The organism is Streptomyces sp. NPDC006624 (assembly GCF_040611555.1).
Classification (GTDB): domain Bacteria; phylum Actinomycetota; class Actinomycetes; order Streptomycetales; family Streptomycetaceae; genus Streptomyces.
Window position 1 is genome coordinate 103,010 of record NZ_JBEXOM010000021.1, and the last position, 18,780, is coordinate 121,789.

The window sequence follows — 18,780 nt, forward strand, 5'->3', positions numbered from 1 at the left end:
GTGCGCTCACCCCCGCGTGGATCGATCAGCTGCGGCGTCGGGGCGGACCGGCAGGCCGCGTGGCCCTGCGAATGGCGCGCGGGGCGGTGGGCGGCGGCGGTGCCGGCGGGTCATCGCCCTTCCTGGGGACAGGCGGGAGGTTCAGCACGGGCGTGGAGACGGACGCCGGATCCACCGCGGGAACCGTCGGTGAGGAACCGGACCGCGTCGATGCCGGGGCTGTGCCGGGGACCGGGGGAGCGGTGGCGGCCGCGCGTGTGCCGGGAGGGCTGGACGGCCGGGTCGCACCTGCCATCGGCTGAGCCATCCCGAGCTGGGCGTTGGCGGCATGACGGCCGACGAACCGCGCGGCGGTCTGCACATTCCGGCGGTACTCGTTGCCGAAGGCGCGGGCTCCGTCGACCTTGGCGGTGACCCGGGCACCAGCCCGGTTCTTCGCCGCGGTGAGCTGCCCCTTGACCGCGTTGGCCCGCGCGGCTGCGGCCGTGCCTCCCCGCTTGGCGGCGGCGATTCCGCGGGGAATCCCGACCGGGGCGCCCACGGTGGCCAGGGCGGCGACCTTGGTCGCCTTCCAGCCGAAGCGGGCGCTCGCTGCTGCGCCCTTGCCGGCCATGAGGGTGGCGCGTCCGCCGCGGGACTGCGACAGCTTGTTCGTGGCTGCCGCAGCGAGCCGGCGGCGCAGTGCCTGCTTGGCGGCGCCCTGGGCTGCGACCTTCGCGGCGGTGGCGGCGCCGCCGGTGCCCACGGCGGCTGCGGCGTTGGCCGCCAGACGGGCGGCAGAGCGCAGGCGGCCTCCGCGCTTGCCTCGCTGCGGCGGTCCCATCCACATCTGCTTGGCGCTGCGTCCGGCTCGGGCGAGCGGCTGGGTGACCTTGCGTGCCTCGCCGCGTGCCTCGCCGAACAGCTGCTTGATGCCGGGGGCCGTCTCGGCGTAGCGGCCGAACTGGTTGAAGACGCTCTGGCGGCTGCCGCCGACGCGGGCGTTGGCCAGGCGGCGGTTGAGGTTGACGCTGACCTGCCTCGCCGTCTCCTTGATCTTCTTCTGGCCGACGAGCCCGGCGACCGCGGCCAGGTCGAGGCAGATGAACTTGACCGCGAGGATCTCCCCGGTCTCCGCGTCGATCAGCGCGATGATCACGACGACGAAGATGGCGAGGAACAAGATCGCGAGGATGACGCCGAGGATCGCCTTCACGATCGCGGACACCCAGCGCCACAGCACTCCGCGTCCGCCGCCCGGCAGGATGCCGGCGGCCAGGGCCCAGTGGCCCTTCATCGCCTCGAACGCCAACCAGCCCTGCGAGACCAGGAAGGTCCCGGTGACCAGCACCATGAGGACGGACACGATGATCGCGGCGAGCGCGACGAACGCGGCCGAGAAGGTCATGTCGGCCGACGCCTTCTTCGCGTCCCCCTTCTTGACCTTGCAGACCTTGGTGAAGTGCTCGCCGGCGTTGGTGAGCTGGGCTGCGTAGGTTGCTTCACCCGTGGGGTTGATCCGGTTGGCCTCGAAGAAGTCGATGCCCATCTGCTCGAAGTTGTACTTGACCAGTGAGGCCTCCGCGAACGCCTTCGAGCAGGCAGGGTCCTTGAACGTCTTGCCGTAGAGCATGAGCTGGGTCGGCTTGACGATGAACGCGTCGACGAGGGCGTCGGTGATCGGTTTGGAGACGTCCTCGGGCTTGGAGTCTCCTTCGGGGTTCTGCGACAGCACGACCGCGCTCACCTCGAGCGACAGGTCCTTGGCCTTGCCGACCATCCCCTCGTCGCTCAGCAGCATCGTGGAGCCGCCGGGGGACGGCTGGTCGTGCGTACCCAGCAGTACCTGGGCCGGGGAGAGCAGCACCGTGGTGGCCACGGCGGCCACGACCAGTGACATGCCGGCCTCGGCGAAGCCGCGGCTGCGGTTCTTGAACAGGATGTGCCACGCCGCGTACAGGCCGGAGAAGAGCAGGAAGAGTCCCGGCAGGCCGAGGCGGTTGATGACCTGGTCACGCAGGCTCGTGGCGATGTCGTCGGCGGGCTTGACGAGGATCTTGGCGAGACCGAAGTCGAGCGCCCAGTCGATCAGCCAGCACGAGAAGCCGATGAACCATTTGGCGATGCCCATGAAGAACTGCGAGAGCAGGTTCCAGATCTTCAGGTCGATGTCGTTCCAGTCGCCTGTGTCCGAATCCACGCTGTACGCGCTGATCGGGACGCCGTCCCTGTCCTTGACGTTGAACGGCTGCAGCAGCCCGTCGGAGGCGTCCTTGGGCGACTTGCTCAGGTCCTCGACCGGCCGGTTCTCATCGCCCGGCTGCGGCGCAGGCGGCGTCACGCCGGGCCGGGGCTCCATGGGGTTGTAGGAGTCCTCCGGCTCGGGCTTCGGCTTGGCTTCCGGCTTGTCGTCGTTGCCGCTGTCGTCGCCCCCCTTGCAGTACTTGTACTGGGCGCTGCCTTTGGGCAGTTGGTCGCACGGATCCGGCTTGTCCTTGCCGGGCTCGGGCTCGGGCTTGGGCTTGTCCGGCTTCGGGGTCGGTTTGGCATCCGGCGCGGTGGGCGCCGGTCCCGGCTTCGGATTGGGGACCGTGTCGGCGAACGCGACCGCGGCGGACAGGCCCAGCAGCAGTGCCAGGGGCACGGCTATGAGCCAGATCCGCAGGGCGCGGCCGCGCGGCGCGGCACGGGAGGCGGACTTCATGCCAGTGCCCCTTCGATGGGCACATCGACGGCCGGCTCGTCCTCATCCATCTGCCCCGGAGTGGTGTGGATGGCGTCGGCGGCTTCGTCGTCGGCCGGGATGAGCACCTTGATGCCGCCGATGCGCCGGCGCAGGTCGCGGTAGAGGCCCTCGCCGGCGCGCAGGCTGCGCTCGGCGTCGGACACGTTGAGAGGGCTCAGGTTCTCCGTGATCAGCTTGATCATCTCGTCGTCGGCGGGGTCGAGGTCGATGAACTCGAGGCAGCGGGCGGCGAGGGTCTTGCTGCGGTGGCGGAAGACGAAGATGTGGCTGAGCAGGGCGCGGATCTTGTCGCCGATCTCGTTCTTCGGCCCGATGTCGTACGGGTCGTGCGAGCCCGCGTAAACCCCGGCGTTGTGTTTGCGGCCGTCGGCGATGATCTCGAGCAGAAGGTTGGAGCCCTCGGCGGATGCGGTGAGCCACCAGCATTCGTCAAGGAACACCCCGGTGAACTCGGCCGGGTTGGAGAAGGCGACCTCGCGGCACAGCGCGGTGATCAGGTACATCAGGCGCCAGCCGAAACGTGTCTCCACCTCCAGGCTGCGCAGGCGGTGCTCGTCGAGTTCCTCCTTGCGCGGCAGGGCGAGGCGGTCGACGGCGAACACGATCGAGTCGGCGTTGCTGATCCTGACGACCGGCAGATTCGGATCGAAGATCGTGCGGCCCAAGTCCTTCTTGGCCAGGGCCCGCATCTTGCGGACGAGCTCGGAGGCCGCGGCGCGCACCGCTATGTCGTTCGGCTCGTCCGGGTCCGGAGTCTTGGCACGCAGGCCGAGGTTGGTGATGAGCGAGGTCATCGACGGGTTGGGGCCCAGGCGCGTGGTCTCGATGGCCTCGGCGAGCGTGACGCCTTCGACCGACATGCTGGCGATGTCGAGCAGGGGGGTAAGGAAGGACTCGCAGTAGCGGGCCGCGCGCGGGCCGCGGAAGACCCGCAGCGGGTCGAGCGAGACGCCGGCGGTCTCGTCAACGCGGATGATCTGGGTCTCGCCCGGGCAGGCCAGGGCGAAGCGGCTCCATTCCTGCTGCGGGGTGCGGTCGATCACCAGGGCGCGGCCGCGGCTTCGAGCCTGGCCCGCGCGGTGCCCGGTGGACAGGATCGAGTACATCGCGGTCTTGAGGGCGACACTCTTGCCGGAGCCGAGCTCGCCGACGAACGCGGCGCTCGCGCTGGCGTTGACGCGCGGGCCGTGGCTGAAGTCGATGAGGACAGGGCGCACGCCGCCGCCGGACAGCTGCAGGCCGAACAGGGAGCCGGTGTCGTCGCCGAGGTTGGCGCCGCTGAACGGCATCGCCATGGCGAAGTCCCTGGCCAGCAGGTACTGGGTGAAGTCGAGGAGTGGCCGGGGCGTCTTAGTGCCGGGCAGCATCGCGTGGAAGAGCGGCACTTGGTCGCCGACGGGCCGGGTGAGGGTGTAGTCGTTGCCGCCGAAGTGGTGCTGCAGGGAGGCCGCGCGTTCGTTGGCCTCTTCCGGGGTGGCGCCCCACACACAGGTGACGACGGAAGCACGGATCTCGACCTCGGTGGCCGAGGAGGTCAGCCGGTCGCGGTACTCGTCCAGAGCGAAGGCGGCCTTGTCCAGACTCGCGGGAACGCCGGCGGTCTCGCCGTCGTACTCGCCGCGCTGGTGGGCCAGTTCGCGCTGCTGCCTGCGGGACTTCGGCTCGGCCTTCGAGCCGGCCTCGATGTTCAGGCGGACCGCCCAGTCGACCGGGAAGCCGAAATCGTCCAGGGCGGCCAGGTACTCCGAGCCGGGGAACCGGAAGCTCTCCGGCATCTCGGCCAGGACGCTGAAGGCCTGGTAGCTGCTGCCGTGTTCGGTGGTCACCTTGGCGTACCGGCGGGCGAAGGGGTTCGAGGGGCCCTTACGGCGCTGGCCGCCGCGGCCGCCCTCGTCGAGAACGACCTGGGTGTGGGCGGCGACGGTGTGCCCCCGGCCGCGCAGGCCGCGGGGCGCTCCCTCTTCGGGGAACAGCGGCTCGTCCAGGCCGCGCCGTGCCGCATGTCCGTAGATCCACAGGATCTCGGCCTCGGTGGCGGCCTTGAGCTTGATACCGGCCGGCCACGAGGCGGCGAGGCGGTTGGCCTGGAGCAGGCGCTTGGCTTCCTCGGCCGCGGAGATGGGCGGGCTCGGCAGGCCGAGCGCGGCCATGAGCTCGACCTGGGCGGAGGAAGCAACAGCCTTGGCGGTCTGCTTGAGGTCCAGGTGCGGCAGAGGTATCGCCAGGAAGTCGACGCGCCCGGTGAGCTCGAGCCCGTCCAACTGGTCGAGCACCTTCAGGGAGAGGTCGACGTACTCCGGGCTCTTGTCCCAGTCGACGCCGGCGGTCATGCGCTTGACGACGGAGGCCGCGTCGACCTGCGGGCACAGGCTCAGAAGCAGGGCCTCGCCGCGCAACGCCTTGAAGAGCGCCTCGAGCGCGTCGAGGCGCTCCCGCTTGGTGGCTTTCGAACCGTGGGTGTAGTTCTCGCTGTCGACCTTCCACACGCCCCACGTGGCGGCGTTGGTCGTCCAGATGAGATGGCCGCTGATGTGCCGGACGGGGAGACGCATGGGGAAGTCCTTCGTGAACAGGGCGCGCGCGGGGCAGCGGCGCTAGGAACGGGAGTTCTGGTCCTCGATCGAGGCGAGGAGGCTCTGCAGCTGGCTGCGCCCGCCGGTGCGCGGCGCCACCGTGCGCGCGGAGGTGGCCGGCGCGGTGGGCGTGGCGATCGGCGCGGGGCCGGCCGTCCGACGCGCAGGCCGTGTCGGTCCCGCGGCGCGCGGGGCCCGCGCCGGCGCGACGGCAACGGGTTCGTCGGTGGGCCGGCTGGTGACGCGGACGGTGCAGGTCGTGCGGGTCAGATGGGGGCGAGACTGCCGCTGCGGGCGGCCCGCGAGCCGCCCGCCCGCCGGCGCCGAGGCGTAGACGAGCAGGGACCGCAGCGCGCGCGCCGGGTCCCGGCCGTCGATGCGCGCGTAGCGCAGCACCCAGGCCAGCCCCCACGGGAGCGCGATCATGATCAGGATGTTCGCGAGACCGAAGTGGGCCCACAGGGCCTGCGTCAGGGCCAGGGAGCCGAAGACGACGACCATGGTGACGATCTGGGTGATCGTGTATGGGCCGCCCGGGATCCGTCCGGCGCCCGGGAGCTTGCCGATGACGAGCGGGTGCTTGCGGGCGCGGGTGTAGGAATGCCCGATGAGGTCTTCCTCGGACGCACTCACAGCAGCGCCCTGACGTCACCGGTCCCGGGACCGGGCACCTGCACGGAGGCGCTGGCAGTGTCCTCGATCTCCGAGCCGACCTTGGTCTGCAGCGACGGCAGGTTGGCGATGCCCCACATCACGAGGGCGCCCAGGAGGAACGCGACGAGCGTGGCCACCCAGGACTTGGTCCTCCAGTACGCCATCGCGACGGCAGCGAGCACCATCACACCCACGACCAGCTTGATGAGCGTGCCGATCTGGTTGGTCTTGAGGGTGGCCCAGTCGAGCAGGTCGCCGGCGAGGACGACGGTGTTGGGGTCAGCGGTCAGCGTGTGCATGAACGATTCCTCTTTCGGTCGTGGCGACGTGGTCAGCTGCCGGACGGCGGCGCGGAACCGCCGGGCGTGGAGGGAGCCGAAGGGGCGGAGGGCGCCGCCGAGTTCGGTGCGCTGGACGGCTTGCTCGTCGCGGCGGTGGCCGGTGCGTCGTCGAGGGAGGAGACCTCCCAGCGCCCGGCGCGCGCGGTCAGGCCGAGCGCGTAGGTGAGGGGGAAGGTGTTGCCGTCCGCGTCGGTGGCGTCGATGGAGACCAGCAGGCGCCTGCGGACGCCGTCGCCGGGCACCTTCGTGCCGGCGTTGTCCTCAGAGTTGTCCTGGACGCTGGTGAGCTTGATCGAGGTGTAGGGGGTCGGCACCACGGGGGAGAGGTGGACGCCGGGGGACGTGTAGCGGTCGAGCTCGCCCTGGCCGGCGACGTACGCCTTCAGGAAGGAGGCCGCGGTGTCGGACGCGGGGTCGGAGCTCCCGCTCCCGCGCGAGGTGGGGTATCCGAGGTCACCGGGCTTGAGCGCGGCGGGCGCCGCGACCTGCGCCGGCAAGGACACCGCGGTGTACGCGCTGGTGTCGTCGGAGCCGGTCGACTGCACGCCGACCCGGAAGTACTGCACGCCGGCGTCCGTGTAGCCGCCCTTCTTGGACTTCGCCGCGACGTTGACCGCCACGGTGACGCTCCAGTAGCCGGGGGAGACCTCGCGGGCGTCCATCGCCTGGGTCCGCAGGGCACTTCGAGTCCCGGCCGGGTGGGTGAGGGCCACGCTGCCCGAGTAGTACGGGGCGAGGTTCTGCTCCGTCCCCTCTCCCGCCTCCAGGTAGGCGCCCACGAACAACTGCGCGAACCCGGCGGGGCCGGTGGAGGCGCTCGACTTGACCGCGGGCGTCGCCTTGGCCGCGCTCTGGGCAGGTGCCGACGAGCCGAACAGGGCCATGACCCCGATCAGCGGGCCGGAGGCGATCAGCGCCCAGGTGCCTGCCCGGGCCAGCCGCGTCAGACCGGCGAGCCCGGCCGTACTGGTCTTCCACCCGATGGACTGCTGCTCGTCGACGTCGTCCTGCTCGGTCTGGGCCGGCTCGCTGGTCTCGGCGACCGAGTCCTCGGGCCAGTCCTGCTGCTCACGGCGAGCCTTGCGGCGTGCCCGCTTCACGACACGCTCCGCTGGGCCTGGGCCGTCAGGAGCTCGGCGATGCGGGACTTCAGCTGCTCGGGGGTGCGCGCCTTGAGCGCCTCCCAGGACTGGAGCGCGGGTTCCGAGTCGTTGTCGAGGAACTGGCGCATCTGCTCGTGCACCGTCCGGTCGAGGGGGTCCCGCACCAACGCGGTCCCCAGGCGGGTCGCGGTGATGCGAGCGGAGGCCACGCGGGTCTCGTCCTCATCGGCCAGAGGACCGGAGCGGGCGGGACCGGTGAAGGGGGCGGCAGCCATGGAGTACTCCCGTGAAATCGGTGGTCAGAGTGGGGAAGAGGGCCGTACGCGGATCACCCGTAGAGGTGTGGTTTCGGCCCGCCGTGTGACAGAGGAGGGCGGAAAACTTCAGGCGGCCGACCGCCGCGTCTGAAGCGCCGCCTCGCGCAGCGGGCGGACGGCACGGCTGGCCCGCTGACGCAGGCGCGCGCCTTCACTGCCCATCGACCGCCGGGTACGGGGGGTGCGCTCGGGGGTGGCGGAGGAATCGAGGTAGTAGCTCGCGATCCGCTGCGCGTCGGAGATCTTCAGCGCCTGGATGTCGACCGCCCACATCACCAGGGAGAGCAGTTCGGCGCGGGGGTCGTCGGAGCTGAGCTCCGGCTCGTCGCGGCTGACGATCTCCAGCTCGACCGCGCGCACCAGGCAGTCGGCCAGCTGCGCCTGCGTCGCCGGGTCGGGACCGCCGGACGGCAGCAGTGCCGCGGCCCGGTCGCCGGCGAGCGGCAGCAGCGTGTCCCCTATCTCCTGCAGCACCGAGCGGTTGTCGTAGTCGGCGGCCAGGGTCTTCTGCGCCAGGACGAGAGTGTCCATCGCGATGTTCGCGAAGACGCCCCGCGGCCGCCGCTCGAGCGGGTAGGTGCCCACGACCTCGAACAGCGCGCTGAACATCGACGAGACGATGTCGTCCCATCGGATCCCGTCACGCTGCTGCGACTTGGCCATCGACACGGCCTTGGGCAGCATCACGCGCGCAGCGGTGCACCAGGCGAGGTCGCGGTCGGACCCCGACTCCTGGACCCGCCGCAGCAGGAAGAGCATCGCCTGGTCGTGCTGCTCCCACGCGCCACGACGGAAGAGACCGGTGATCCGGTCCACCACGTCCTGCGGAGTGCGAGCGCCCTCGAACGGGAGGTGTTCGTGCGACCAGTGCGCGACGGCGTCGCCGGCGCGGGTGCTTTCGCACAGGACCGCCCAGTCGCGGTTCAGGCTCCGCAGGGTGCTGGAGCCCTCGTCAGTGGCCGAGGCGGACAGAGAGCTGAGGGTGTTGGTGATGTGCGACATCCGTGACCGTCCTTCGTCATCCGGTGGGGATGCCGCTGACGATCTTTTGACCCCCCTTGTCCGCGGTCTGACCACGTGAGGCGGCGAGGACTGTCAAGGAGAAACACGTCGAATCGCGCCCTGCGGCGACGCGGGCTGCACACCTGGACAAGGGGTGCGCACGAGGTGCGCGTACCGGTGCGCGCACCTGGACAAGGGGGTGCGCACCGGTACGCGTCGGTGCGCACCGAGAGGGCGGAAGGGGGCGCGCCGGTGCGGTCCGACGCCGCACCGCATCCGCGCGCCCGTGCGGTTCCCCGCGGGGTGCGCGCGCGCCGCCGGTGCGCGATGCGCGCCGTACCCGCGCCGTACTCGTGCGCGCGAGAGACCGGGCGCCGCACGGTCTGGCGTCCCGGGCAAACGCCCGTGCGGCGCCCAGTGCGTGGCGCCCAGACCCGCTGCGCCCGCTTCGTCTGCCCTCAGGCCAGAGAATATGACGCAGGGTGACTGGCGAGGCGGGGAAGAGCAGCGCCGGGCTTCGTGAGACGAACTGCCGTCCGCCCGGGTCGGCCGCTACCTGGCCAAGGACGCCGGCCTGCGGTAGCGGACGTGGACAAGGGGGTCACGCCGGAGGTTGCAGAGGTGGACAAGGGGCGGAAGGGGGGATTCCGCGAGCTGGACAAGAGGGTGCCATGGAAGGCGCCAGGACGTGGACAAGGGGGCGCTGCGCGGAATAGGGGCCGAATCCGCAGGACCTGCTTCGCCTGTCGGCGGTGACACATGGTCACCGGCGCCCGTGAGGGGGAACGGCGGTACCGAAGGCTTCTGGAGTGCTGCCGGCACCCTCAAGTACCGGCGCGCGGCGCGTCTGACTGAGTGCGCGTCGGCTCCGGGAGACGTGCGGCAGTGCGCGCGCCGCGCGCCGGCACGGTCAGCGCGTGCGTGCCGGAGGGAGGACCGTGCGCACCGTGCGCCCGAGGCGCGCGCACCACGGTGCGCTGGACCGCGCGGAGGGACGCGCACCTCGCTGGCGCGCGCGTCCTGCCGCGCGCATCATCCGGCAGCCTCGGCGCGCAGTTCCTTGGCCCGGTGGCGCGCGCACACACTGCGGGTCGGAATCGCTGGCCGGTCGCACGTTTCCCCGCGCCAGCCGGAGCACCGCGGCGCCGGGCCGGGATGCTGTGCGACGGCCCGCGCTGGCCGGCTCGCTTCCCGGCAGAGCCTGCACATTCGATCAGCGAGTGCGGGGCCGACCAACCGGATCCGGCAGCCGCACTCCCGGCAGACGGAGAGGTCCGCGGGCGCCGGCGGGGCGGCGGCGTTGCCGAGCACCGGGCGCCGCGGAGCCGGTGGCACGCATTCGGCACATGTGACGCCGGGTCCGCCCAGGCCGTGGTCGGGGCATTGCCCCAGCTCGATCCGGCGCTCCCGCTCGAGCTCCCGTCGACGTGCGGCGCGGATGTCCGCGCATGCCGCGCAGGGCTCCCCGCTCGGCCACATCACTCCGCTCTCGCAGGCCAGATGCCCGCAGCCCCACCTCGGCAGAGCCACCCCCATCAGCCACCGGGCCGGGTCCTTGATGTCCGACAGAAACACCCCGGCGAAGCGGCTACGCAAGCGCTGCCGAAGCCGCTCGGAGTCACATCCGTGATCGAGCTGGCGGCCGACCTCGCGGGCGATCCGCCGCTGCATGAACGTGTTCGCTCGCTCGTACAGCACCTGCACGGGTTCGAGGACCTCGACAATGCGCGGGTGCAGCGTCAGCGGCGGGCCGTCGTAGTGGCCGCGGGCGGCTGGGGATGCCTGAGAGCGGGGTAGTTCCTGCTCCGCGCGGAGCGCGAAACCGTCCTGGGTCTGGTCGTGCGCAGGGTTCGAGCCCGAGTTATCCACAGGCCGAGCGCCCTTGTCTACCTGTACTTCGCCTACGGCGGGTGAGTCAGGGCGGCGCTCGTCATCAGGTCGGTCAATCCTGTGGTCTTCCTTAGTCGCGAGCGATCCCTCACCGGCTTCCAGACCCGATCCCTCATCAAGACGCGAAGACGGCGAGGTGCTCTCCACAGGCGAGGAGGGTTGGGTGCTGCCCGGGGCCGGGGGCACGTCATGGGCGATGAACTGGTGCCGCCCCTGCACGCCCGACCTGCGCAGCACGGTCACCCAGCCGGCATCCTCCAGAGCATCCACGACCTTCCCCGCAGACGCTGCGGACAGCGTCGTCCCCGCACGCGCACCGGAGTGGTGGTAGAGATGTCCGGCGAGCTCGCCTTCGGTGAGGGGAATGCGCTGTACCTGGGCGAAGCAGAGCACCGCGTATGCACGCAACTGCCGCGGGGTCAGGTCCTCGCACGCGGCGACCGGCAGCCAGATGAACCGTTCGTCCCGCTGTATCGGCCGTACACGGCGCTGCGCCGTGGTGCCGCACCCGCCAGGCAGCGACCGTCGCTGGTTGACGGGGAGCTCGATCACCCCGTCCGGCCCGGGCCTGCGCAGTTGGGCAATGCCGCGTTCGACGGAGGACCTCGACAGCCCGAGGTACGACGCGAGCACCGTGGTGCCTGCGGTACAGCCTTCCGGGCGCTGCCCGAGCGCCTTGATCTTCATGTAGACGGCCAGAGCCACGTCCGCGTAGTACGGGGACTCGACCAACCGCAGCGGCACCTTGACACGCTGACGCCGTACGGGCGCCTGACTGCTGGACAGGCAGGACGAGTCCGCGGGCCGCGGTCGAGGCGCCGGAACTGCAACGGACGTGGTGGTGAGGGGCAGGGAACTGGACACACTTCTCCCGCGCACCGTTGCCGGAGTGACGATCCGTCGACGGTGCGCTCGAGCCGCCGCCTCTGCGGGATGGGTGCAGAGGCGGCCTTGCAGATGGGACCATGCGCCCCGCTGCGATCAGAGGGGATGTCAACCCCGGCGCGCTCGCGGTACAGCGTGCTGTGCCGCGAGCGCACCTGCTGACGGGCGGCGTGTGCCGTGCAGCAGAGCGCGGGCAGCCTTGGCGAAGGTGGGAGGGAGGCGACGGCGCGTCCCTTCGCCTTCTCGGCCAAGAGAGCGGATCAGCCGGCGAAAACCGTTGGACAGAGCGAAGAGCCTGCGCTCAGCCCGTTCGTCGACGACGGCGACACAGAAGCCGCTGAATGTCCCGAACCGGACCAAACGGTTGTCACGGAATGTGACGCCGCGGTGACCATTGGGGGGTGAATGGCCGAGAACGGCGGTCCCGGGCGCCTGCTGAGCTGACAAAAGCCATGGCGGTACTGCAAGATGTACTCCGATCACCCTGGTGCACTCCAGGGATGACAAAGGCCCTTCGGGGTCAGCCCCTCGGGGCTAGCTGCTGGGAGGCAGTGATCATCCAGGCCGAGAGGCCTGGCTCTTCGCTCGACGGAGCTGGTACTCCGTAAGAGCGGTGACGGCCGGCAGAGGAGCTGCTAACTCCGAACCGGCGGGGAAGGGCGAGGAGCGCTCCTTGCTAGGGAGCGCCCGCCCGAGAGTTCTACGACATGCCGCCCTCCTCGGTGAGGGCGATGAGCGACGTGCGGTGTCCGCACAGCAAAAAGCCCCGGCTCGACGGCGTCGTGAACGCAGCGCGGAAGCCGGGCTGACTGTGCATTTGTGCGTGGGTGCGGGTACGCTCCACCACGAGACACCGCCTATCCGGTTTCTCGAACCCGATATACGCCCCCGGACTTGCTCAAGGTCTGGGGGCATCGTGTTGTCAGGGCTAGCAATAGATCAATCGATGGTCACCCTATCCCCAACAGCACCGGAAGTGCACAGGCTGTGGACGGACCGGTACATGCGGCGCGTCGCGCTGATCAGGGATCACTTCACAGCGAATTCCGCTTAGTTGGGCAGCTTCCCTGATGAATCGGTCAAACTGACTCTATCGGCATGGATGAGTAGAAACTCGCAACTCCGTGTCTGTTCACCGCTGTAGCTCACGCGCCGGACCGTAAGCACGGTGACCGCACGCGACTTGAGCAGGGCTGCCTCCTGGTCGGATGCCGGCCGCGCCGAGATGGCGTGCACGTGCCCGGTCTCCGGCAGGCCGGCCCCGTTCAGGATCTGGTCCTCGTCGACGGGGTCGACGTCCAGGAGCCGGCGGGCGAGGTCGGCGATGCCCTTCGGGACGTACAGCTCCCGGATGGCCCAAGGGGTGCCGCCCCGACTGAGGACGCTCTGCCGCAGGACGACAGCGGATTCCGGTGGACTGCCCAGGGCTGCTGCCACGTCGGCGGAGGCCTTGCGTACGGCGGTGGTGACCATGTCGGTCCGGTCGTCGGCCTGCCCGGGGACGGGGTGGACGTGACCGAGCTTGTCGAGACGCGCCTCGAAGGCGGCCGCGGGGGACAGCACCATGTAGCCGACCTTGGGGATCGACCGCACCAGGCCCTCCTGCTCGAGGAGCTCCATCGCGCCGATCAGCGTGTTGCGCGCGCACCCGAGTTCCTTGGCGAGCTGGCGCCCCGAGACGACGGTGCCGGCGGTGCGTGCGGGGGCGCCGTCGCGGATCTCCTTGCGCAGGCGCTCGGCGAGGTCGTGTCTGCTGGTCGGGGGCGTGGCCATGCGGGACATCCTGCCGTACAGCCACCCCGGTGCGGGCTGCAGGGCCGCGATCGTCATGTCGGTCTCCCTTGACTTGATCCGGAAGGCGGGGCAACATCATCGCATCTGGCTTACCTGGCGTGAGCCAGATAAGCCAGATGTGGCCATGGTCCCGCATCCCGTGGCGCGCCACACGCAAAACGGCCTCCGAGGGGGTTGGAGCCCTCGAAGGCCGTGGTGATGCACGCCGACCCCTTCCCGTCACGAAAGACAGACGACGCAATGACCAGCATGACAGCCGGTCGCCCCACGCAGGGCACCACCAGCCGAATCACCCTCACCAGCGACGACATCACACGCGAACTCGTCAGCACCCACACGCCGGCCGCCCTCGCCGAAAGCGGCTACCTCACCGGTCCCGACGGGCACGCCGTCGCCGGCCAGATGCGCGAGCACCAGCTGGACGAAGCGCTCCTGCTCGGCCGCTGCAGCACCACCAACGATGTCGACGCCTTCTACCGGCGCGACGAGGAACTGGACGAGCAGTGGCACGCGCGCCGAGACGACACCATCGCCAAGTACTGCGCGCGGTGCCCGATCGCCGCGGCATGCCTCGAACTCGCCCTGCGCTACCCCGAAGCCCCCCAGGACCTCGCGGTGCGCGGCGGCATCACCGAGGAGGACCAGCTCGCCCTCGCCGACATGGAAGCCGAACGGCTGGCCGCGGCCCGGGAGCGGGACCGTGCCCCGTACGAGCAGCGGACCATGCGGCTGCACGCGGCTCGCCAGGTGCTGGGGCTGGCCCGGTCTCACATCGGTCTGTCCGTCAAGCCCGAATACCGCAACAAGAACCACGCCGAGCTCAGCGCAGCAGTCTCCAAACTGGAGCAGCTGCGGAAGAACCACCGGCGCGCGACGGGGTGGGCCGCATGACCGACCACACCACTGCACCGTCCCCCGACGGCTCCGACGAGGACGAGCTCCGGATCCTCAACCGCCGCCTGATGCACGCCCTGCACACGAAGTGCGCGCTACCGGTCATCCCCGTGCTCGTCGTTGCGCAGGACGGCGCCGGCCCGCAGCCGACCGCGCTGGTCGGCATCCTCCTGGCCCTATGGCACCAGGCCCGCGTTGAAGCCGACGCCTACCGGGCCTGGGTCAGCCAGCCGGCTCCGCCGCCGGCCCCGCCGATCACTGGCGCCGTATCCCGCGGCGCCTCGGAGGCAGCGCGCGCACACCTCGACAGCGCCACCACCGCCGACCGGGCCGACGGAGAACCGCAAGGGCAGGACGCCATCCAGCACGGCCGAGGTGAGCCGCCGGACGGCACCTGCCGACGGCGATGACACGACCTCGGACCGCCGAGTGACAAGGACATCCACCATGAGACTGCCGATCGCCTTGCACCTCGTCATCGGGTACGAGCAGCAGCCGCTGTACTACTGCGTCTCGTGCGGCGGGTACTACCCGGTCCAGCACTTCTGCGAGTAGCCATGGCCCTCACCACGACCTCGAGCAAGCGCGGACTCCACAGCGGCCGACTCCGCCGCCCGGCCGTCTGCCAGTTGACGATCGCCGCCAGCCTGCTGGCCCGATACGGGTACACCAGCCAGGCCGACGCCCACGACGACGGAACGTGCGCCCGGCTCTACTCCTTGGGCCGCCGGAAGGCCGCCTCGTGAGCCCCGCGGTCACGCCGCCGCTGGACGGCCCCCTGGCCAACGAGGCCGAACTGGACCGTGCTCTGTTCGGCCCCCACGAGGCCGAGGACGAGCAGGAAGCGGAGGAGTAGCCCGCGGGACGGAAGGTCAGCTTCGCGACGGAGCCGGAGACCACCGTCAGCTCGGCGAGCCAGCGCCACCCTCACGACCACCCACCGACGCCGCGCTCAGCGACACGGCTGCAGCGCACGCGTCCCACCGCAAAGGAGCACGACGGTGAGCAAGTCGTCCCGTCGTCGACGCCGCCAACCCCCCAGTCCCGGGCCACCGGCCCCGAATCCGCGCCCCGTGGAAGCCGACTCCCCGGCCATCTCCGCCGACGCGCGCGAGGCCCTGGCCGTACTCGCCGATGCGCGCGACCGCGCGGCCGACATCGTCGACCTGGCGGAGGAGAAGTCCAGGAACCGCGAGGCCGGCGCACAGGAGAAGGCCGCTGTCCTCCTGGAGGCGGCCGAAGCGCAGGCCACACACATCCGAGCGGAGGCAGAGCGCCGGGCCGAGGCGCTCCAAGACCGTGCCCGGGAGGCCGGGGCAGCCCTCAAGGCCGACGCCGCCGCCCAGGCGGAGGCGGCGAAGGAAGCAGCCGACCGCCAGGCCGCCGACACCCTGGCAACTGCTGAGGCAGAAGGGCGGGCCGCCATCGAGGAGGCCACCGCCCACGCCTGCCGACTGCGCGAAGAAGCGCAACTGGCCGCCGACAAGGAGCTGAACAACGCCGGGCTCCGGGCCGAGCAACTGACCCGCGCGGCCCGTCGCGACGCCGAGGCAGCTGATGCCCGGCTGCGCGCCGCAGAGGCAGAGGCAAAACGTATCCGCAGTGAGGCGACGTCCGCGGCCGAAGAGCTCCGCCGGCAGGCGGCCGCAGGCATCAGGGCCGAACGGGAACGGGCCGCCCGCGACGTCGAAGAACTGCGCACCACCGCAGCGGCGACGGTCGCATCAGCCGAGGAGCGAGCCGCCACGGTTGCCGAGAAGGCTGCCGCCCGGGAAGCCGCAGCGATGGAGAAGGAGGAAGCCGCCGAGCAGCTGCTCCGCCAGGCCCAGGAGGCCTGGGAGCGGGCGCGCTCGCGCGCCGCCCGCAGGCAGGAGCGGAAGCGTCTGCGTCAGCAGGGCCGCATTCAGCGAGCAACGGCGCGGCGCGAGCACAAAGAGGCCGCAGGACGTCCGACCTTCGCCCACCGCCTCACCCAGGGGCGCCAGTGGGTACGGGAGATGGTTCGCAACCAGGCCCGCCGGGGCCTCGTCGCCGGCCCGATCCTCGCCCCGATGGCCGTGGCCTGGTGGTCCCAGACCGACTACGCCAAGGAAGCGTTCGGATGGTGGACCGTCTTCGCCCTCGGCTTCGCCGCCGCCTGGGAGCTCACGACCGCGTTCACCGGCTGGATGTACCACCAGGCGCGGCAGCAGGGCGACGCCGGCACCATCTACCGGATCATGACGTGGGTGTTCGCGTCCGGCGCGGCCGCGATGAACTACGCCCATCACTGCGGGCCTGGCGGCCGGCCGACGCAGGCATCCGTCGCCTTTGCGACCATGAGCGTCGTCGGCATGGTGCTGTGGGAGCTGTATGCCTCCCTGGTCCACCGCCAGTACCTGCGGGAGCAGGGACTGGTCTCCCGGGCACGGCCGAAGATCGGCCTGATTCGCTGGGTCCGGTTCCCGGTGCGCTCCTGGACGGCCTGGTCGCTGACGATCGACAACGCCGCACTGTCCACGCTGGAACGCGCCTGGAACGCCGCCGGCATCGAGCTGGCGGACCGGAACGCGCTCCGTTCCGGTACGGCCCTGCACCGCATCGTGATTCCCCGCGTGCCGACCGACGGACTTCGTTCCGGAGCCGGTCCGGGCGCCGTTCCGTCGTTCCGCACGGTCTGGAGCGTTCCAGGCGGAACGCCCGCCGGAACCTGGGCGCACTGGGCCGGAACGCTCCAGGCTGCAGGGGTGACGCCCCATGCGCACGGTCGCGGAACGGAGTGGAACGACAGCCTCGTTCCACTCGGCCACCCCGAGGCTGAGCAGGACTTTCCCGGCGTTCCGCCCCGCACCGGACTGCCGCGTTCCGCCCCGCCCGGAATCGGAACGGAACACCCGCCGCCAGGGGCACAGGTGCCCGAGCGCACCGCGGAACGGGGCGCGGCAACGCCGGCGCGGACGCAGCACGCACCGGATGGGGCGGACCGGCGCACGGACCGGAACGATCCCGGCGCCCGGAACGGACAGGAGCGCACCAGTGGTGCGGAACGAGACGAGGAGGAGGTGGTGCTCGAGGAAAAGGAACGCGCCGCGGTGGAGCGCCTCCTCGCACGAAAGCAGCCGCTGAGCAAGCGGAGCATCTCGGACGAGGTCCGCTCCAGCGGCGAAACGATCGCCGACGGGCGCGCCCTGGCGATCGCCAACTACCTCAACGCCAAGGCCAAGGGCCGGCTGAGCCAGGACCTCGCAGGCGTCTGACAACTGCTCCGGCTCGGAGCACCAAGACCGGGAGATCCGGCCCGCTTTCCAGGGCCCGGCCGGGTCTCCCTCCTCCACGAAACGGGAGTTCGCACATCATGACCCACGCCCGCACCCGCCGGCACCGGATCGGCCGCTGGCGCCTGCCCGGCCGCCTGCGGTGGCTTATCGGCGGAGACGACCACCGCCTTGCCCGGGCCCGTTACGGCACCCGGGAGTCGGCCTCCGAGCGTGCCGAGCGCCGCGAGCGCACGGCACGCCGCACCCAGCGGGCACGCCAGGTGCGAACAGCCGCCCGCAAGGGCCAGCAGTGGGAGGACGAGGCCTACGCCAGCCTCCCCCTCGCCGCCGCATGCCCGCGGGACCCGGCCACAGTGCTCTCCACCCAGGCGGTCCCCCTGCTCAGCGTTGAGCGCGGGCCACACGGCGACCTGCCCGCGCTGCCCCCGGGCTTCGCACCCGCCACTGCGGACGAGAGCTCGGTGACGAGGTCCGGAGCGCCGGAACAGGTCACCGCGGACCTGGCCGGCCCGGACGCCCTCGCATCGGGCAGGCCCGTGCTGTACGTCATCGACGGCCTGGGCCCGCGGCCCCCTTCTCGCCGTCCCATGCCCGAGCGGCGCACCGCGGCGGCCGGCATCAAGACCGGGAGCCGCTGATGCCGTCCGCGTCCCACTCCAACTTCTCCAAGAAGCAGGCCGACCCAGGCGCGGCAACTCCGGCGGCCAGCTGCACTGACTGCCCGATCCGTGACACCTGCGTCAGGGCCGATCCCACTCTGACCGAGTGCGCGGTCACCGGGTCGGCGCCCCCGCCCGCGCTGCCGTCGCACGCCCCCTTCCCGGCCCCGGGCTCGGAACTCGACATCACCGAGGTGGTCAGCCGCGGTGTGGAGAAGGCCGTCGGCGCCGCATTCGGGTTCGGCTGGACCGACCTGCTCGCTGCCGTGATCGAGCGCACCAACGCCACGGACTCCAGCGGCAACGAGGTCGACTGGAGCCGACTGCAGCTCGGCCGCAACCTCCTGTGCCTGGCCGTCGCCAACCTGGTGCCCCTCCACGGAGCCCCCGCCTCACGGTGGGCAGCCGATGCCTTCACGGCGCACGGCCTCGAGGCGCCCCTGGTCTCCGCCGGCGCGGTCCTGGGTGTCGCCGGTGCCGTCGTCATCGGCGCGGGCATCAATCACCCCCTCGGCCTGCTGTGCCGCGCGGCCTTGTCGGTGGCCACCACCACCGGGCGGCTGACCTGGCGCCTTGTGCGCTCCCGCCTCGGCTGGATCATCACCCGCCCGGTGATCTGGGCCGGAGTCTCGGGCCTGGTGATCGTCACCTGGCGCGCCGTCGTACACCTTCTTGCCGGAGCCTGA

General features: G+C 71.1%; 15 protein-coding genes. 6 read left to right on the forward strand and 9 right to left on the reverse strand.

Annotated features, from left to right (window positions below):
* Positions 1 to 25: 25 nt before the first annotated feature.
* The 9 genes from ABZY20_RS30440 to ABZY20_RS30480 form a co-directional block, all read right to left on the reverse strand.
* Positions 26 to 2,683 (reverse strand): hypothetical protein, encoded by a 2,658-nt coding sequence (locus ABZY20_RS30440; RefSeq protein WP_356445621.1) that lies wholly within the window; start codon positions 2,681 to 2,683, stop codon positions 26 to 28.
* Positions 2,680 to 5,277 (reverse strand): ATP-binding protein, encoded by a 2,598-nt coding sequence (locus ABZY20_RS30445; protein ID WP_007494409.1) that lies wholly within the window; start codon positions 5,275 to 5,277, stop codon positions 2,680 to 2,682. The genes ABZY20_RS30440 and ABZY20_RS30445 overlap by 4 nt, the downstream gene beginning before the upstream one ends.
* A 42-nt stretch (positions 5,278 to 5,319) precedes the next feature.
* Positions 5,320 to 5,931, reverse strand: coding sequence for a hypothetical protein (locus tag ABZY20_RS30450; protein WP_356445623.1), 612 nt, complete (start codon positions 5,929 to 5,931; stop codon positions 5,320 to 5,322).
* Complete coding sequence (locus ABZY20_RS30455; RefSeq protein ID WP_007494414.1) at positions 5,928 to 6,251, reverse strand: hypothetical protein; 324 nt, start codon at positions 6,249 to 6,251, stop codon at positions 5,928 to 5,930. Before ABZY20_RS30455 ends, ABZY20_RS30450 begins: the two co-directional genes overlap by 4 nt.
* Before the next feature lie 32 nt (positions 6,252 to 6,283).
* Entirely contained in the window at positions 6,284 to 7,393 is a 1,110-nt protein-coding gene (locus ABZY20_RS30460; RefSeq protein ID WP_007494416.1) for a conjugal transfer protein, read from the reverse strand.
* Positions 7,390 to 7,671 (reverse strand): hypothetical protein, encoded by a 282-nt coding sequence (locus tag ABZY20_RS30465; protein ID WP_007494418.1) that lies wholly within the window; start codon positions 7,669 to 7,671, stop codon positions 7,390 to 7,392. The genes ABZY20_RS30460 and ABZY20_RS30465 overlap by 4 nt, the downstream gene beginning before the upstream one ends.
* 108 nt (positions 7,672 to 7,779) lie before the next feature.
* On the reverse strand, positions 7,780 to 8,715 hold the full coding sequence (locus tag ABZY20_RS30470; protein ID WP_356445626.1) for a hypothetical protein: 936 nt from the start codon (positions 8,713 to 8,715) through the stop codon (positions 7,780 to 7,782).
* A gap of 1,032 nt (positions 8,716 to 9,747) precedes the next feature.
* A complete protein-coding gene (locus ABZY20_RS30475; RefSeq protein WP_356445627.1) occupies positions 9,748 to 11,310 on the reverse strand; it encodes a hypothetical protein in 1,563 nt (520 codons plus the stop codon).
* 1,230 nt (positions 11,311 to 12,540) lie between these two features.
* Positions 12,541 to 13,320 carry a GntR family transcriptional regulator gene (locus ABZY20_RS30480; RefSeq protein ID WP_356445629.1) on the reverse strand — a complete coding sequence of 260 codons (780 nt, stop codon included), beginning with the start codon at positions 13,318 to 13,320 and terminating at the stop codon, positions 12,541 to 12,543.
* A gap of 204 nt (positions 13,321 to 13,524) precedes the next feature.
* On the opposite strand from ABZY20_RS30480, the gene ABZY20_RS30485 reads away from it, so the two are divergent.
* The 6 genes from ABZY20_RS30485 to ABZY20_RS30510 all read left to right on the forward strand — a co-directional run bounded on the left by ABZY20_RS30485 (position 13,525) and on the right by ABZY20_RS30510 (position 18,780).
* Entirely contained in the window at positions 13,525 to 14,175 is a 651-nt protein-coding gene (locus tag ABZY20_RS30485) for a WhiB family transcriptional regulator (RefSeq protein WP_356445631.1), read from the forward strand.
* The gene (locus ABZY20_RS30490) at positions 14,172 to 14,588 is read left to right on the forward strand and encodes a hypothetical protein (protein WP_356445632.1); all 417 of its coding nucleotides are present in this window, start codon (positions 14,172 to 14,174) and stop codon (positions 14,586 to 14,588) included. Before ABZY20_RS30485 ends, ABZY20_RS30490 begins: the two co-directional genes overlap by 4 nt.
* A 147-nt stretch (positions 14,589 to 14,735) precedes the next feature.
* Positions 14,736 to 14,924 carry a hypothetical protein gene (locus tag ABZY20_RS30495; protein ID WP_007494434.1) on the forward strand — a complete coding sequence of 63 codons (189 nt, stop codon included), beginning with the start codon at positions 14,736 to 14,738 and terminating at the stop codon, positions 14,922 to 14,924.
* Positions 14,925 to 15,251: 327 nt separating this feature from the next.
* Complete coding sequence (locus ABZY20_RS30500) at positions 15,252 to 17,414, forward strand: hypothetical protein (protein WP_356445634.1); 2,163 nt, start codon at positions 15,252 to 15,254, stop codon at positions 17,412 to 17,414.
* A 98-nt stretch (positions 17,415 to 17,512) separates the two neighbouring features.
* A complete protein-coding gene (locus ABZY20_RS30505; RefSeq protein WP_356445636.1) occupies positions 17,513 to 18,073 on the forward strand; it encodes a hypothetical protein in 561 nt (186 codons plus the stop codon).
* Entirely contained in the window at positions 18,073 to 18,780 is a 708-nt protein-coding gene (locus ABZY20_RS30510; RefSeq protein ID WP_356445638.1) for a hypothetical protein, read from the forward strand. Before ABZY20_RS30505 ends, ABZY20_RS30510 begins: the two co-directional genes overlap by 1 nt.